This is a genomic window from Glutamicibacter sp. ZJUTW (assembly GCF_008370855.1).
Taxonomy (GTDB): Bacteria; Actinomycetota; Actinomycetes; order Actinomycetales; family Micrococcaceae; genus Glutamicibacter; species Glutamicibacter nicotianae.
On the sequence record NZ_CP043624.1, the window covers coordinates 616,244 to 632,104 of the forward strand.

Sequence of the window (15,861 nt, forward strand, 5' to 3'; positions counted from 1 at the left end):
ATCACCCGGACGAGGAGCCGCCCGGGTCCTAGCCCGACGAGCGCACAGTGTGTGGCGCAGCGCACAACGTCGGACATTTTGAATATACAGGGTTTTGCTGACAGCCGCCTGCTAAGACGGCGGATTTAATCAACCTGTTACTCAAGCAGTCCTCGGATGTCTTGGGCGGTCAAGGCCTTGGAGAATCCATCGGCCTCATCCATCACCGTCGAAATCAGCTTGCGCTTGCTTTCCTGCAGTGCCACAACCTTCTCCTCGATGGTGCCCTGGGAAATCATCCGGTACACCATCACCTGCCGAGTCTGGCCAATGCGGTGCGTGCGGTCGATCGCCTGGGCTTCAACGGCCGGGTTCCACCACGGATCCAGCAAGAAGCAATAGTCGGCTTCGGTGAGGTTCAGGCCGAAGCCGCCGGCCTTCAAGGAGATCAGGAAGAGCGGTGCTTCGCCTTCCTTGAACTGCTCGATGACCTTGGAACGGTTGCGGGTATTGCCATCGAGGTACACGAACCTCACGCCGCGCTCGGCCAGCTTGTCGGCCAGCACCTTCAGGTATGAGGTGAACTGGCTGAAGATCAGCGCGCGGTGGCCTTCGCCCACCACGTCATCGAGCTGGTCGAAGAGAGCTTCCAGCTTCGAGCCGGGGATATCCGACAGTTCCGGATCCACCAGGGACGGCTCAAGGGCCAGCATGCGCAGGTGCGTCAGCGACTGGAAAATGGTGAAGCGGTTGCGATCCAGGTCCTCCACCAGGTGCAGGATCTTCTGGCGTTCGCGATTCAAATGCGTGTCGTAGACATGCTGGTGCTCTTCGGACAGGCGCACCAGAATCTGCTGCTCCTGCTTGGCCGGAAGATCCAGCACCACCGATTCCTTCGTGCGGCGCAGCATGAACGGCTTGATCCGGCGCTGTAGCAAGGCGAGGGTTTCCTTGTCGCCCAAGACCTCGATGGGCCGGGCGAACTGGCGATTGAAGCGCGTGGTGTTCAGGAACAACGCCGGAGCAACCAGCGACAGCAAGGCACCGAGCTCGGACAGGTTGTTTTCCATCGGGGTACCGGTGACTGCCAACTTGAAATTGGTCTGCAGGTTCACCGCGGTCCGGTGGGCCTTGGTGGATTTGTTCTTCACAAACTGCGCCTCGTCGAGGATCAGGCCGGCAAAGCGCTGGGCTTCGTAGATCTCGTCGTTCAGGCGCAGCAGGGTGTAGGTCGTGAGAATGACATCGTAGTCCTGAGCGAGTTCCTGAAGCTGCCGCGGTGACGGCAACGTGCCCTCGACGCTGACGACCCGCAGGGAAGGGGCGAACTTGTTGATTTCCATTTCCCAGTTGGACACCACCGAGCTCGGGGCAACCACCAGGAACGGCAGGCGGGTACGCTGGGCCGCCGGCAATTGGGCGCAGGCCTCGGGATCCGCCCAGAGCTTATGGGCATGGAGCATCAGCGCAATCGTCTGCAGGGTCTTGCCCAAGCCCATGTCATCGGCGAGGATGCCGCCGAAGCCGCCCTCGTACAGGCGGGAGAGCCAGTGGAACCCCTCCACCTGGTAGGGACGCAATTGGGCATCCAGCGTGTTCGGAACCTGGGCATGGTGGGCCTCGGCGACCTTGAGCAGCGAACGCATGCGTGCGATGAACAGGTCAGCGCCGTCGATGCCTTCAGCCATCTCGTCCAGTTCTTCGAACATCGAGATCTGGAAGACCGTCAGCTTCAGGTCTCCCTCCTTCGGCTTGTCGTTCATCGCCTGGGCTTCGTCAACCAGCGCCTTCAGCTTGGCGAACATCGGGTGGTTCAGCGAGAACCAGGTGTTGTCCGGCAGGCGGAGCTTCATCTGGCCATTGCTCATGGCCTCGACAATCTGCGAGAAGGGAACCTCATGGTCGCCTACGGTGATCAGCAAGCCGAGATCAAGCCAGTCGGTCCGTTCATGATTCACGGCATTGATCTTCAGCTGGGGGAGTTCACGCAGCTGGCGGAAGGTCGGCCGGGTGCCCTGCTCGACGAGCTGGACCTCCGGAAGGCGCTCCAGCGCGGGCAGGATCTCGGTGACGAAATCAATGGTGTCATCGCGTGCGTAGAACTTCGGCGACAGGTTGGGGTTGCCGGCTTCCTCATGCTCCAGGAACACCTCATGCACGGCGGCCTGGAGCAGTTCCTCGGCCTCCACGTCGTACACTTCCTGGTCGCTGGGGATCCCCGGGTAACGGATCTGGAAGTCCAGCGCGGCGGTATCGTTCGGTTCCTTGTTCTCGTTGAATTCGCGCTTGTAGACCACGGTGGCGTGCACATAGGGAGGTTTCAGATCCGGCAGGACCAGCTCGTCGCTGACGCTGCGCAGCTCGAAACGGCGAGCCAGGCGAGGGTAGGAGGATTCGAAGAAGTCGTTGATCTCCGGTGCGGGCACGGTGACCGGGCGGCGGTCAATATACCAGCGGCGGTGCGCGTCGGGAACCGGCTCGGTGCTTGGAGCCAGCCAGATTTCATCGGGCTGGGCCATCTGCGCATAGAAACCATGCTCGGCGATGACACCGCTGGGCGCCTCCGGATCAAGCACGAGATCCTGCCCGGCGATGTGCAGGACGCCGTCCAGCTGCAGCTGCTGCTCATCCAGGGAGGCCTGCATGCTGAAGCTGGCCGGATCAACGATCCGCACGCGCTGCTCGGAACGGGTGGTGATCAGCGCAATGCCCAGCTCGCCAGCCTGTTCGAGCAGCGGCCAGAGCAGCTCGGAAGCGTACTCGTCCAGGAACAGCCAGTCTTCGTCCACCTTGAACTGCAACTGGCTGTCGCTGCGGGCCATGGAGGCGAAGCGGGTGAACCAATGGTGCTGTGCACGCAGCAGGTTCCAGCCGTAGGTCTTGAAGCCCAGGGTGGTCCAGCGCAGCTGGCCGCGCACCCAGCGGCCTTCGGCATTGCGGACCATGGGGCGCACGCCCAAGCGGAAGCGCTTGTTGCGGGTCGGGTGCGGGATGGTCCCGGTCGGCATCCACTGCTGCTGCTGGGTGGCGTCCTTCGAATCGAAGAGCAGGAACTGCAGCGCCATCGGCACCACCGGATCGTGCTGCGAACCGAGCAGCCCGTCGGCCGGGCCCGGCTCGGACTCCTCGAACCATGAATCGATTTGCTTTGACCACACGGTGTCCGGCTTCTCTTCATGGACCGGCAGCGGGCGAGGCTGGGAGGCGATCTTATTGGAGGTAATGGCCAAAGCCGCGATATGAGAGCAGATGCCTGGCGCGTCGCAGGTGCACTCGCAGGATTCGATCTTCCACTCGCCACCCTCTAAGTGGACCTGGATCATCGGAGAGAATTCTTCGCCGGAATCGGTGACTGTGCCCTCGATCTGCCCGATGTTCTCATCGAATTCCACGTCAACCACGGAATTTGCTTCTGCGGCCAGGTTCTTTCCATAGAAGAAAGGAACGTTGCCCAGAAAAGCCAGTAAATGGCGGGCATCAATGGTTGGTGGAACAGATTCAGTCATCCTCTCATCGTTTCACGTTCCGGGCCGTCGCGAAAGTTGAAGGACCCTTCTGTGAATAATCACTATCCATGACGTAGCGTTGACGCATGTCCCACGTGTGGCCCTACCTTCCAGCCCGAGCGGTGAACATCACCTCGCTCGTCGAATTCGACCGTCTCGCCGCTGAAGCGCTGGTTTCCCACCATGCCCATGGAAAAGGCTGGCGCGTGCACCGCGTGGATCTGCGCGAACGGGAAACCGTGCTGAAATCGCTGGATCTTTCCGAAGCGCTGTTCATCGATTGCCAGTTTTCCACCCAAGGCCAGCAGATCGTTCAGGCGACGGGCGGGCTATGCATGAGCTCGGGGGCGCAGCTGCCGTTCGAGACCGGAGCCCGCGGCTTGTACACGGCAGAAGAGCTGTACTCGGGGATCTGGACGCAGACCTACCAGCAGGTGCCCGATGCCAAAATATACGCGTACTCCCAGCAGCATGCGGCGGCGAATGCCGACAGCGATCACAGTGCGCTGGCCCGGACCCTGCACGATCACCACATTGGCCAGGCGCTGGTCTCTCAGGTGTATGAGGGAACGTTCAAGGACACTCCGATCATCGGGGTGATGGGCGGGCATGCGATGAACCGGGGCACCACGCAGTACGCGCAGGCCTTGGAGCTCGGGCGCATGATTACCCGTGCTGGCTACGCGGTGGCCACCGGGGGAGGACCGGGAGCCATGGAAGCGGCCAATGCCGGTGCGTGGCTGGCCGACTACGGGGCAGATGATATTGCGACGGCCTTGCAGATGCTCGCCGAAGCGCCTGATGCGATCCATCAGCGCACCGGCTGGGCGAGAACCGCCCTGATGGTGAAGGAGCGTTTCCCTGGCGGTCGGCAGTCGCTGGGCGTGCCGACCTGGTTCTACGGCCATGAGCCGCCGAATCTGTTTGCCACCCAGATCGCCAAGTTCTTCACCAATTCCATTCGTGAGGCGATCCTGCTGGAGCAGTCCAACGGCGGGCTGGTCGTGCTGCCCGGGGCGGCCGGCACGGTCCAGGAAATCTTCCAGGATGCCTGCGAGAACTACTACGCCACCGGTGCCCGCGTGGTGCCGATGGTGCTGATCGGCAAGGACTACTGGAGCCGGGATCTGCCCGCGTGGCCGCTGCTCCAGGCCCTGGCCAAGGAGCGCGTGATGGAGCAGAAGATCGCCCTGGTGGACACCGCCGAGGAAGCACTGGCGTTCATCCAGTCCATGGAAACCCTGCGCCGGCGCACCCGGCCGGCAAAGGACGACTAGTCCGGGGCATCGAAAATGCCGGGACAGCCGAAGCTGTCCCGGCATTTTCGATGCCAAGCGGAGTATTAGCTGACGCTGACGTCGAAGATCAGGCCCAGGCAGTAGGTGACGGCCGCCGCGCCCCAGCCGATGGCCAGCTGGCGCAAGCCGCGCTTGAATGGGGAGGCTCCGGAGAGCAGGCCCACGATGCCGCCGGTGATCATCAGGGCGATGCCCACCAGCACCACCGACACGATGATCGCGGCCAGCCCGGAGAGGCCGAAGATGTAGGGCAGGATCGGCACCACCGCGCCGGAAGCGAAGAGCAGGAATGAGGTGGTGGCCGCCCCGGTGGCCGAGCCCAGCTCCTGGTGCTCCTTCTCGAGCTCCTCGCTGCGGCCTTCCGGGTTCAGCGAGAAATCAGGGTTGCAGTCGCAGGTGAACAGGCCCATGCGTTCGGCGGCCCGGTGCTCGGCGTCCTCGTCGCTCATGCCGCGGGCCTTGTAGATCAGCACCAGCTCGTTGGCGTCCAGATCCAGGTTCGGGGCTGCGGTCAGCGTGACCTGGGTGGGCCGCGAGGCGGTCAGCAGCTCGCGCTGGGAACGCACCGAAACGTATTCGCCGGCCGCCATGGACAGCGCTCCGGCCAGCAAGCCGGCAATGCCGGAGAACAGCACGAAGGCCGAAGAAACGCCGGTGGCGCCGATGCCCATGATCAATGCCAGGTTGGATACCAGCCCGTCGTTGGCGCCGAAGACCGCGGCGCGGAAGTTGCCCGACAGCCGTGCGCGTCCTGCCGTGGCCAGGGCCCGGACGACTTCCTCGTGGACCTGCTCGTCGGCAGCCATCTGCGCGGTGGCGTCCTTGTCATGGCGGTAGGGGGAGCTGCTTTCGGAGCGCTGGGCCATGGCCAGCACGAACACCGACCCGAAGTGCAGGGCGAGGAAGCGCAGCATGGTGCGGCGCAGCGAGGGGCGGACTTCCTTGGCATGCTCGCCGAGCATCGTGCGCCAGTGGGATTCGTGGCGTGCTTCGGCTTCGGCCAGGCCCAGCAGGATTTGCCGTTCCTGCCCGGACTTCTTTTCCGCCAGGGCGCGGTAGATGGCGCCCTCGGCGACTTCATCGGCGAGATACTTGCGCCATCGCTGGATCTGCGCTTTGGTTGGTTCGGCGACTGGGTGCTGTGGCATCTCGAAAAGGCTCTCCTGGAACGTGGGGTTTCCCATGGAAACCCGTGGATCGGCTCAGCTTTCCACTTTAGCCAGCGCCCCTGAACTTGGGAATTTGGCAAGGCTAAATGCATGGCGCCTGCCGGCCGGATTCCCGGCCGCCGGCACCACCAGCAGCAATTCTGAGGTGTCCGGGTCGAAGGCCGGACGGCGGGAGCAGCGCGCGATGAGGCGTTCGAGCTGGAGCGGGTCCGCAACGTAGCGGGTGCACCAGCGGCCCTCGGCGGTGAACTGCACCTGGCCGGTCTGGCGGTCGATGATGGGAAGAATCGGGATAGCCATGGATATCAACTCTCTGGCGAGCTCTTGCCCGTGCACCAGTTGATGCGCGGACCGCTTCTTCATCCGAACCACCCATGAACTTGGGGTTGGTGCGCGGCCAGTCGGAGCTTGGCGCCGCGTCTCGTGAAGCAACAATTCCGAGCGTACCGCCGCATGCGGCGCCAGATGAAGCCGTACTGCGTAATATGACTTCCGGTCAGTTCTCCGGGGCCAGGGAATCGGCCAGCTGCTGCAGCTTCTGGCGGTGTTCAGCCCACTGCGCCGTGGTGTAGCCGGGCAGCAAATCCAGCGTCGCGGTCCAGCCGGCACGGCCGTCGAGCTGCTCGCGGATGATATCCAGCTGCCCTGCATGCCGGGAGGTCTCGGCCAAGGCATGGATGAGCAGATGATCCAAGGTGGTATGCCCGGCCGGCCCCCACCACGGGACGTGCACTGCAGAATCCAGGGCCAAGGCGGCGATGCCTTCGTCCGCGAAGGCGATGGCCTTGCGGTACAGGCCGATCAGCTGCTGCCCGTCCATGTCCGCGGGCGGAAGGAAATCAGCGTCGGGATCATGAGGCGAGATGAACTCGCGGACATAGGCGTCGTTGGCCTCGCGCTGCAGGCAGGTGCCGAAATACTCGTATTCGTTGATCACCAGATGGTGCAGCACGCCCAGGATATGGGTGCCGGTAGGGGTGAGCGGGGTGCGGGCCAGCTGCTCGGCCAGGCCCTCGGCCTTGAAGATCGCATTCTCGCGTGCCTCGCCCAGGTACCCGCAGAGCCTGTCCTTGGTGCTGTCCATGGACAGAGTCTAGTGGCCGTGGTGAGCCCGTGCTAGGGCATCGCGTGTTTACCATTGGTAAACTTGCCCGCAGGCCGTGAAAACCCAGTGCTTGCGGCTGCAGCTGCCGCCCACGACGTTGATGGAGCCAAACGATGAAAACCCTGCCCGTTGAACCAACCGGTGCTGCGATCAACATCGGTGCGCGGCTGCGCGGGGTGCGGCAGACCCAGCGGATGACCATTGACCAGGTCGCCGAGCTCTCCGGGTTGACCAAGGGCTTCCTCTCGCGCGTGGAGCGCGACCTGACCAGCCCATCGGTGGCGACGCTGCTGCGCTTGTGCGAGGTGCTGGGCATCGAGGTCGGCACGCTTTTCGAGGTTCCGGAAACGAAGCTGGTGCGCCTGGACCAGGCACCGCGGGTTTCACTGGGTGGCGATGGGATCACCGAGCAGCTGGTGACGCCACGCAGCGAAAAGCGGCTGCAGATGATCCGCGCCGAGATTGCGCCGAGGGGCACTGGCGAAGCGGAACTGTATTCGATGGATTGCGAGCTGGAAGTGCTGCACGTGATCGCCGGAGAATTCATCCTGATCCTGCCCGACCAGCGGCTGGAGCTTCAAGCGGGCGACACCGTAACCTTCCCGGGGCGCGAGCCGCATAGCTGGGAGAACCCTTCCGATGAGCCGGCCGTGGTGACCTGGACGCTGATCCTCTCCTGAGCCCAGCCCCTGCGCCCGCTGCCGCGGCACGCTCGGCGCGATGCGGCTGCGCGTTCGCTGGCGGGGTGGGCAACCGCGTATTCTAGGAACGATGCGTTGTTCCGGGCGCTCGGAACAATTGGCGATGGGAGAGGCGTGAAGACAGGCGAACCAACCGCGACGCAGGACCAGCTGCGCAGCATCAGCTGGTGGGCTTCGGTGCTTTTCGGCGTTCTTGTCGGCACCACCTTGACCTGGATCCGCACCCAGCGCAATTTCTTCTTCCTCGGCGCCGTGATTCTCGCTGTTGTCATCGTGACCATCGGCGTGCGGACAATTCGCCGGCGTGCCCGTTTCCCGCAGATGGCGCAGGCGCGCACCTCCTGGATCTATGCGCTGTGGACCGCCATCCTGCTCATCCTGGCCGGCCCGATCCAGCTGGTATACGTGGCCGATGACCTTTCCGAGTTGACCATCAAGTCACTGGTGATGTCCGCGGGCTTCGCCCTGGGCATCCATGAGGTCGATCGGGCGCTGGTGAATGCCAGCAAGAAGGGCTCTGAGGCGGCCTGAGCTCCCGGTTTGGATGAAATGGCCTGAAATGTAGTCAAAACATCCAATACGTTGTGGCGTGTTTGCGCATAGTGTGATCCTGATCATCTTTCCAGGAGGGAATGCCATGGCAGGAAACACCGCAAAGAACCACTCCGCAGAACCAAGACTCAAGAAGGTCCTGGGCCGCTGGGACGCCTTGGCCATAGGTGTTGGCGCGATGATCGGCTTTGGCTGGGTCGTGCTTACCGGCGACTGGATCACCACCGCCGGTCCGATAGGAGCCGCGCTGGCCATGCTGGTCGGCGGCGCGATCATGGCGGTCGTGGGCCTGACCTACGCCGAATTGGTTGCCGCCATGCCGAAAGCTGGAGGCGAGCACAACTATCTGCTGCGCGCCATGGGCGCCCGCTGGTCCTTTGCCGGTTCGTGGGCGATCGTCGGTGGGTATATCACGATCGTGGCTTTCGAAGCAGTGGCCCTGCCCAAATCCGTGCTCTACCTCTTCCCGGATCTTTCGCACATCAAATTATGGGAAATCGCCGGTTCCGAGGTCTACCTGACCTGGGCTCTGGTCGGTGTAGCCGGGGCGGTGGCGATCACCTGGATCAACATCCGCGGCATCAAGACCGCCGGTGTGGTGCAGACCTTCGTGGTGATCTTCCTCTTTGTCATCGGCGCCATGCTGCTTGCCGGTGCGTTCAGCGGCGGCCAGAGCACGAACATGGAACCGTTCTTCGAGAACGGTGTTGCCGGCTTCTTCGGCGTGATGATCGTGGTGCCGTTCATGTTCGTCGGCTTCGACGTGATCCCGCAATCCGCCGAGGAATGCGACATCGCGCCGCGGAAAATCGGCAAGTACGTGGTGGTTTCGGTGCTCATCGCCACCGCCTGGTACGTGGGGATCATCCTGGCCACCTCCTCGGGAATGGGCGCTTCCGCACTCGCCGGGTCCGAGCTGGCCACGGCTGACGCGATGGGGGCGCTGTTCAATTCCGGGATCATGGCCAAGGTGCTGATCGCCGGCGGCATCGCCGGGATCCTCACGTCGTGGAATTCCCTGCTGATGGGTGCGTCGCGGCTGATGTACGCGATGGCCAGCTCGGGAATGCTGCCGCGCTGGTTCGCCTACCTGCATCCGAAGTACCGCACCCCGAGCCACGCGCTGCTCTTCATTGGCGGGCTGTCGGTGCTGGCTCCATTCTTCGGCTCCGCCATGCTCGGCTGGCTGGTGGATTCCGGCTCGCCATCGATCGTGATTGCCTACCTGCTGGTGGGCGTGGCCTTCCTGATCCTGCGCCAGCGCGAACCGCAGATGCCGCGCCCGCTGCGCGTGGGCGGCGCGGGCAACGGCGGCAAGGTAATCGGCGTGCTGTCGGTGGTGTTCTGCGCCGGGCTGATCTCGCTGTACCTTCCGGGAATGCCGGCGGCCATCGCCTGGCAGCCGTGGCTGCTCTTCGCTGCATGGTGGGTGCTGGGCACGGGCTTCCTGCTACGGGTTCCCCGCGGGGTCGCCCCGGGCGAATTCGCCGAAGAGGAGCTGCTGCAGAAGCTGAGCATCCGCCAGCAGGCCAAGCTCGGTGCCACCGGGCCGGATGCAGTGGCGGGGCGCCGCACCGTTGCGCCGAACCCAAACTCAACGCGGCTCAAGGGCTGAGGTCCGCTGCACCCGAAGCACGCCGCGGGATCTGGTACTGCCAGATCCCGCGGCATGCTTATTTCTGTGTCCGGCGAAGTGCCAGCCATAGCGAGGCGGCGGCATCCGGATCATCAAGGTCGATGCCAAGCACATCCTGCGCCACGCTGATGCGGTGGCGCAGGGAATTGCGGTGGATGCCCAGTTCGCGGGAGGCTTCCTCCCAATGCCCGCGATGGCGCAGATAGGAGGTGACCGCCGAAAGCAGATCGGCGCGCGGGTATTCGGCGAGAGCTGTGACCCAGGTTTCCGTGCTGGCATCGAAGCCCGGGGAGCTGGGGACCATGGTCCCCACCGGGACAGCATCCAGCGCGTGGCGCAGGGCAGGGAGATTGGCGGGGATCTCGGCCAGGTTCAGCGGGTGGGAGAGCACCGCCCGGACCTCGGGTGCCGGGGAATCGAATGGTTCGCGCGCCATCGGTTCCGTGGTGCTGCCGGACTGCGGCGCCAGCGGCGCGTCTGTGCCGGGATGTTCCGCTGGTTCGGGGAGGACCAGATAATTTTCGGAGCCATCCTGGTAGTGGAGCTGGCATTCTTCGACCGCGGCGGAGATATCGGGCAACGCCGCTGGACGCTGGAGCGAAGGCAACGCATGCAGTGCGGTCGCGGCATCGGTATTGGCTCCTGCCCGGTACACCAGGATCCGCACGCGGGAAGGCAAACTGTCCAACCCGGCGTCTTCCCCGACCAGGCGCGCCGCCTCGGGTTGGCCATGCAGCAGCAATTTGGCGGTGGCCGCGCTGAGCGCCTGATGCGTGCTGGCGGCCAATTCCCGCTGCCTGGCGCGCAGGGACAGCAGCGTGCACGCGGTCATGATGATCTGCCGGTCGGCCTTGGTCGGCTTGCGGCCTGCGGATACGCCGAGATATCCCTGGATCCTGGTCCCGGAAAGGATAGGGTAGAGCACCACTTCGTGGCCCTGGACCTCGAACGTGGACGCCGCGGGCATGCCGTTGCGCCGGAAACGCATGGATTCATGGCGGAGCTCGTCCAGGAATGCTTCGGCTGACGCCGGGTAGCAGGTCGCCGGGCGGGCATCGACCGAGAGGTAGGCGGCCCAGCCTTTCAGGGCTTCGGCCAAGCCGCGCACTACGGCATTGATGGCATCCGGACGGACCGCGGCCCGCGCCAGCGCAGTCTGGGTGCCCAACGAGCCCATCAGGTTCGACTCCTGGTCGCGTGAGGCCAGGCGCCAGTAAGCCCGTGAAATATTCTGGAATGGGATTTGGTCGGGGACGATGCCCAGCTCAATGCCGGCCTGGTCGCAGGCCTCGACGACATGCTCGGGCACGGCGCGCAGCCAGGGACCGAGCCCCAGTCCCAAAGCGAATACCTTCTTGGCCTGCAGCCGGCGCATGTAGGCGCGGGAAGCTTCAGCGCTGGCAGCGAAGGGCATGCCGGTGGTCAGCAGCAGCTCGCCGCCATCCAAGTAGGCGGTGGGATCCTCCAGCTCGGAGACATGCACCCCGCTGACCGGCAGGGCGCGGAAGGTTCCGGCAGTAGCGGGGAGGAATTCGGCACCCAATTCCGTGCCGAGCTGCAAAAGGGTAATCATTGGGTAGATTATCCAAGAAAGATGCCAAGTTTGGATGCAATGGCCAATGACGCGTGTCACGCGGATTTCTAGGCTTGAGCCATGACTGAAACCCTTGCCGCCATCGACGCGCCAGCCCTGCCCCAGACCCGCCATCTTGCCACCAGTATTCCCGGCCCCCGCTCAGCTGTGCTCCACGAGCAGCGGGTGCAGCAGGTCAGCAGCGGCTTTGGCATCACCCTGCCGGTCTTCGTCAACCGGGCCGATGGCGGGATCATCGAAGACGTCGATGGCAATCGCCTGATCGACTTCGCTTCGGGAATTGCCGTGACGTCACTGGGTGCTTCCAACCGCCGTGTGGCCGAACGAGTGGCCAAGCAACTGGAGGACTTCACCCATACCTGCTTCATGGTCACGGAATACGAATCCTTCACCCAGGTGTGCAGCTGGTTGAACCAGCACACCCCCGGCGACTTCGAGAAGCGCACGGCGCTGTTCTCCACCGGGGCCGAGGCCGTGGAGAACGCGGTTAAGATTGCCCGTGCCGCCACCGGGCGGGCCAACGTGCTGGTCTTCGACGAGGCCTACCATGGCCGTTCGCTGCTGACCATGGGCATGACCGCCAAGGTCAATCCGTACAAGCTGAACTTCGGCCCGATGCCCGAGCATATTGTGCGCGCCGCTTCGGCGAACCCGTTGCGTCCCGCCGCCGGCGCGGCCACCGTCGAGGCGGTCTTGGCCTCGGTCGAGCAGACCTTGGTGGAGCACGGCCCGCAGACCTTCGCCGCGATGGTCATCGAGCCGATCCAGGGCGAAGGAGGTTTCGTGGTTCCGATGGCCGGGTTCATCCCGGGCCTGCGCAAGCTGGCTGACAAGCACGGCATTGTGCTGGTCATCGACGAGATCCAGGCCGGCATGGGGCGCACCGGAAAGCTCTTTGCCTCGGAGCACGAGGGCGTGGCAGGCGATCTGATCCTCACGGCCAAGGCGCTGGCCAACGGAGTGCCGCTGTCTGCGGTGACCGGCCGCAAGGAGCTGATGAATGCCCCGCACGCCGGAGGCCTGGGCGGCACCTATGCCGGAAACCCGCTGGCCTGCGAAGCGGCGCTGGCAGTCTTCGAGCAGTTCGAGGACGGGGCGCTGCTGGAAAATGCCCAGCTCATTGAGCGGGTGGCACGCGAAATCCTTGAACCGCTGGTGCGGCAGACCTCGGTGGTGGCCGAAGTGCGCGGCCGCGGAGCTATGCTGGCTATCGAGTTCGCCGACGCGGGCAGCTTGGCGCCGCGCCCTGATGTGGCCGCCGCAGTGTCCAAGGCCTGCCATGGCGCCGGGGTGCTGACCTTGACCTGCGGCACGCACGGCAACGTGCTGCGCCTGCTGCCGCCGCTGGTGATCGGCGAAGAACTGCTGCGCGATGGATTGGGGGTGCTTGCCCAGCAGATCCGCAGCGCTGCCAGCTGATCTCCTCACTTCTCCTCCCTGGAATCCCAGCGCAAGCCGCAGTCCTTTCCCGGACTGCGGCTTGCGCCCTTTTATGCCCGCATTCTGCCTGGCCCTGTCGTTGGATCTTGACGTGACCCAGCAGACAAAATAGCATAATGGAAAACTGAAGTTTCATATTAGACAACTTGGGCTGTGGTCCTCGTGCGTCTGGGGAGGAAGTTGCGATGAAGGAAATCCGCATCGAGGAAAATGGCCGGCTGGGACCGATCAATGCCGCGGAGATTCCCCGCTATGCAGGAGGCGGCACCTACGCCCGGCTGCCGCGCCTGGACCAGGTGGAGCAGGCCGACATCAAGATCGTTGGCGTGCCTTTCGATACCGGTGTGTCCTACCGGCCCGGCGCCCGCTTCGGAGCCAACCACGTGCGCGAATCCTCGCGCCTGATCCGCCCCTACAACCCCGCCACCGACACCTCGCCCTTTGCGCAGAGCCAGGTGGCAGACGCCGGGGACATGGCGGTCAACCCGTTCAACATCAACGAGGCCATCGAGACCATCGAGCACAACGCGCTGGAGCTGACCAGCGACGGCTCTACCCTGGTCACCGTGGGCGGCGACCATACCATCGCGCTGCCGCTGCTGCGCGCCGCCTCCCAGCGCGCCGGAGCACCGGTGGCGATGCTGCACTTCGACGCGCACCTGGATACCTGGGACACCTACTTCGGCGCCGAATACACCCACGGCACCCCGTTCCGCCGTGCCGTCGAGGAAGGCATCCTGGATACCGAGGCGATCTGCCACGTGGGCACCCGCGGCCCGCTGTACGGCAAGAAGGACCTGGAAGACGACAAGCGCTTCGGCTTCGGCATCGTGACCAGCTCGGATGTCTACTACCAGGGCGTGCGCGAAATCGTGGACAAGCTGCGGGACCGCATCGGCAACCGCCCGCTGTACATCTCGGTGGACATCGACGTGCTGGACCCGGCGCACGCCCCGGGCACCGGCACCCCGGAAGCCGGCGGCATCACCAGCCGCGAGCTGCTTGAAATCCTGCGCGGGCTGCGCGGGCTGAACATCGTCGGCGCCGACATCGTGGAAGTGGCCCCCGCCTACGACCATGCGGAACTGACCGGCGTGGCCGCCAGCCACGTCACCTACGACCTGATCAGCCTGATCAGCGACTTCCGCGCCAGCAAGGGAATGAATGCCTCATGAGCGAGCAACCGCAACGCAACGGCGGCGACCTGGTCATCGAGACCCTCACCGCACTCGGCGCCAAGACCGTGTTCGGGATCCCCGGGCAGCACGCCCTGGGACTGTTCGACGCGCTCTCGCGCTCCAGCCTGGAATTCATCTCCTCGCGCGTCGAGAACAACTCCGCCTTCGCCGCCGACGGCTACTCCCGGGCCACCGGGGAAGTGGGCGTGCTGTTCCTCTCCACCGGCCCCGGGGCGCTGACTTCCCTGGCCGGGCTGCAGGAAGCCTACGCCACCGGTGTGCCGATGGTCGTGGTCGCCAGCCAGATCCCGCTGGACGGGCTGGGCGCCCGCCGCAAGGGCATGCTGCACCAGCTCGATGACCAGAAGGCCTCGGCCGCCAATGTCACCAAGTTCCAGCAGACCGTGCACCATGCCTCCGGCATCCCCTCAGCCATCCAGGACGCCTGGGCCCGGGCCATCACCGTGCCCATGGGGCCGGTCTGGGTCGAGGTGCCGCAGGACGTGCTGCTCGCGCCGGTGATGGTGCCGCCGGTGCAGGACGCCCTGGCCGAAGCCTACGAGCATCCGCCGCGCGAAGAGCTGATCGGCGAAGCCATGCGCTGGCTGGCCGAGGCGAAGCGCCCGGCCATCATCGCCGGCGGCGGCGTGCGCCGGGCCGGGGCGCAGGCCGAGCTGCTGGCCGTGGCCGAAAAGCTGCAGGCCCCGGTGCTGTGCAGCCCCGGCGGCAACGGCGCCTTCCCCTGGGAGCACGAACTCTCCTTGCAGTCGTGGGTCGAGGACCGCTACGTCTCGGAGGTCATGGAAGACGCCGACGTGCTGGTGGTCATCGGGTCATCCCTGGGCGAGGTCACCAGCAACTACTTCACCCTGGAACCGCGCGGCAAGATGATCCAGATCGATGCCGAGCCGCGCGTGCTCGAATCCAACACCCCCGCCCTGGGCATCCGCGCCGATGCCCGCGAGGCCCTGAAATTCCTCGATGGGGAAATGCGCAAGACCGGCTTCACCGCCCAGGCCTCGTGGCATGGGAACACCCCGCAGCAGGTGGTGGCCGAGACCCTGGAGAAGGTGCAGGCCCGCCTGGATGCCCAGGACCTGGGCAAGGAGCGGAAGTTCATGGCCGATATCCGGGCCGCGGTCCCGGCAGGGATGCAGACCTTCTGGGACATGACCATTGCCGCCTACTGGGGGTGGAGCTGCTGGGACGCCAAGGACGGTGAATTCCATTCCGCGCAGGGCGCCGGCGGCCTCGGCTTCGGTTTCCCCGCCGCGATCGGCGGAGCCATCGGCTCGAAGCAGCGCGTGCTGGCGGTCAGCGGAGACGGCTCATCGATGTACTCCATCGCCGAGCTGGCCACCGCCAAGCAGCACCATGCACCGGTCACCTGGCTGATCGTCGATGATGGCGGCTACGGCATCCTGCGCGAGTACATGGAGGGAGCCTTCGGCAAGGCCACAGCCACCGAGCTGGCGCGGCCCGACTTCGTGGCGCTGGCCCAGTCCTTCGGCATCCCCGCCCGGGCGGTGGAACCGGAAGGCATCGGTGCCGCGCTCGCCGAGGCGCTGGAGGCGGACGGGCCGAACGTCATTGTGGTCCGCACCCTGCTGAAGATGTTCGCGCCCACGCACCTGTAAAGGCATCCGGACACGTCGACGGCCTCGGATCCGCTGCTCTCACGAGCGGTGGGTCCGGGGCCGTGG

Annotated in this window: 12 protein-coding genes and 1 riboswitch; of the genes, 7 read left to right on the plus strand and 5 right to left on the minus strand. The window is 64.8% G+C overall.

Features of this window, described 5'->3' with window-relative positions:
• Positions 1–137: 137 nt before the first annotated feature.
• On the minus strand, positions 138–3,485 hold the full coding sequence (locus F0M17_RS03005; RefSeq protein ID WP_149596351.1) for a DEAD/DEAH box helicase: 3,348 nt from the start codon (positions 3,483–3,485) through the stop codon (positions 138–140).
• A gap of 86 nt (positions 3,486–3,571) precedes the next feature.
• On the opposite strand from F0M17_RS03005, the gene F0M17_RS03010 reads away from it, so the two are divergent.
• A complete protein-coding gene (locus F0M17_RS03010) occupies positions 3,572–4,762 on the plus strand; it encodes an LOG family protein (protein ID WP_149596352.1) in 1,191 nt (396 codons plus the stop codon).
• Positions 4,763–4,827: 65 nt separating this feature from the next.
• Here F0M17_RS03010 and F0M17_RS03015 read toward each other — a convergent pair whose 3' ends face one another.
• The 3 genes from F0M17_RS03015 to F0M17_RS03025 all read right to left on the minus strand — a co-directional run bounded on the left by F0M17_RS03015 (position 4,828) and on the right by F0M17_RS03025 (position 7,036).
• Positions 4,828–5,931, minus strand: coding sequence for a VIT1/CCC1 transporter family protein (locus F0M17_RS03015; RefSeq protein WP_149596353.1), 1,104 nt, complete (start codon positions 5,929–5,931; stop codon positions 4,828–4,830).
• Positions 5,932–5,985: 54 nt separating this feature from the next.
• Complete coding sequence (locus F0M17_RS03020; RefSeq protein WP_073706501.1) at positions 5,986–6,252, minus strand: hypothetical protein; 267 nt, start codon at positions 6,250–6,252, stop codon at positions 5,986–5,988.
• 15 nt (positions 6,253–6,267) lie between these two features.
• Positions 6,268–6,381, minus strand: a riboswitch (SAM riboswitch).
• Positions 6,382–6,448: 67 nt separating this feature from the next.
• The gene (locus tag F0M17_RS03025; protein WP_073706502.1) at positions 6,449–7,036 is read right to left on the minus strand and encodes a DinB family protein; all 588 of its coding nucleotides are present in this window, start codon (positions 7,034–7,036) and stop codon (positions 6,449–6,451) included.
• A 134-nt stretch (positions 7,037–7,170) separates the two neighbouring features.
• Here F0M17_RS03025 and F0M17_RS03030 point away from each other — a divergent pair, with 134 nt between their 5' ends.
• The 3 genes from F0M17_RS03030 to F0M17_RS03040 all read left to right on the plus strand — a co-directional run bounded on the left by F0M17_RS03030 (position 7,171) and on the right by F0M17_RS03040 (position 9,925).
• Positions 7,171–7,737, plus strand: a complete 567-nt coding sequence (locus tag F0M17_RS03030; protein ID WP_038990023.1) for a cupin domain-containing protein — start codon at positions 7,171–7,173, stop codon at positions 7,735–7,737.
• Between the two features lie 135 nt (positions 7,738–7,872).
• A complete protein-coding gene (locus tag F0M17_RS03035) occupies positions 7,873–8,289 on the plus strand; it encodes a hypothetical protein (RefSeq protein WP_149596354.1) in 417 nt (138 codons plus the stop codon).
• 106 nt (positions 8,290–8,395) lie between these two features.
• On the plus strand, positions 8,396–9,925 hold the full coding sequence (locus F0M17_RS03040) for an APC family permease (RefSeq protein ID WP_149596355.1): 1,530 nt from the start codon (positions 8,396–8,398) through the stop codon (positions 9,923–9,925).
• Positions 9,926–9,983: 58 nt separating this feature from the next.
• On the opposite strand, the gene F0M17_RS03045 is transcribed toward F0M17_RS03040, so the two are convergent.
• Positions 9,984–11,519: a PucR family transcriptional regulator gene (locus F0M17_RS03045; RefSeq protein ID WP_149596356.1), complete on the minus strand. Its 1,536-nt coding sequence runs from the start codon at positions 11,517–11,519 to the stop codon at positions 9,984–9,986.
• Between the two features lie 81 nt (positions 11,520–11,600).
• On the opposite strand from F0M17_RS03045, the gene F0M17_RS03050 reads away from it, so the two are divergent.
• The 3 genes from F0M17_RS03050 (at position 11,601) to F0M17_RS03060 (ending at position 15,795) form a co-directional block, all read left to right on the plus strand.
• Positions 11,601–12,959 (plus strand): aminotransferase class III-fold pyridoxal phosphate-dependent enzyme, encoded by a 1,359-nt coding sequence (locus tag F0M17_RS03050; RefSeq protein WP_052253561.1) that lies wholly within the window; start codon positions 11,601–11,603, stop codon positions 12,957–12,959.
• 206 nt (positions 12,960–13,165) lie between these two features.
• Entirely contained in the window at positions 13,166–14,155 is a 990-nt protein-coding gene (speB, locus tag F0M17_RS03055; RefSeq protein WP_038990019.1) for an agmatinase, read from the plus strand.
• Positions 14,152–15,795: a thiamine pyrophosphate-binding protein gene (locus F0M17_RS03060; protein ID WP_038990018.1), complete on the plus strand. Its 1,644-nt coding sequence runs from the start codon at positions 14,152–14,154 to the stop codon at positions 15,793–15,795. Before speB ends, F0M17_RS03060 begins: the two co-directional genes overlap by 4 nt.
• Positions 15,796–15,861 lie beyond the last annotated feature (66 nt).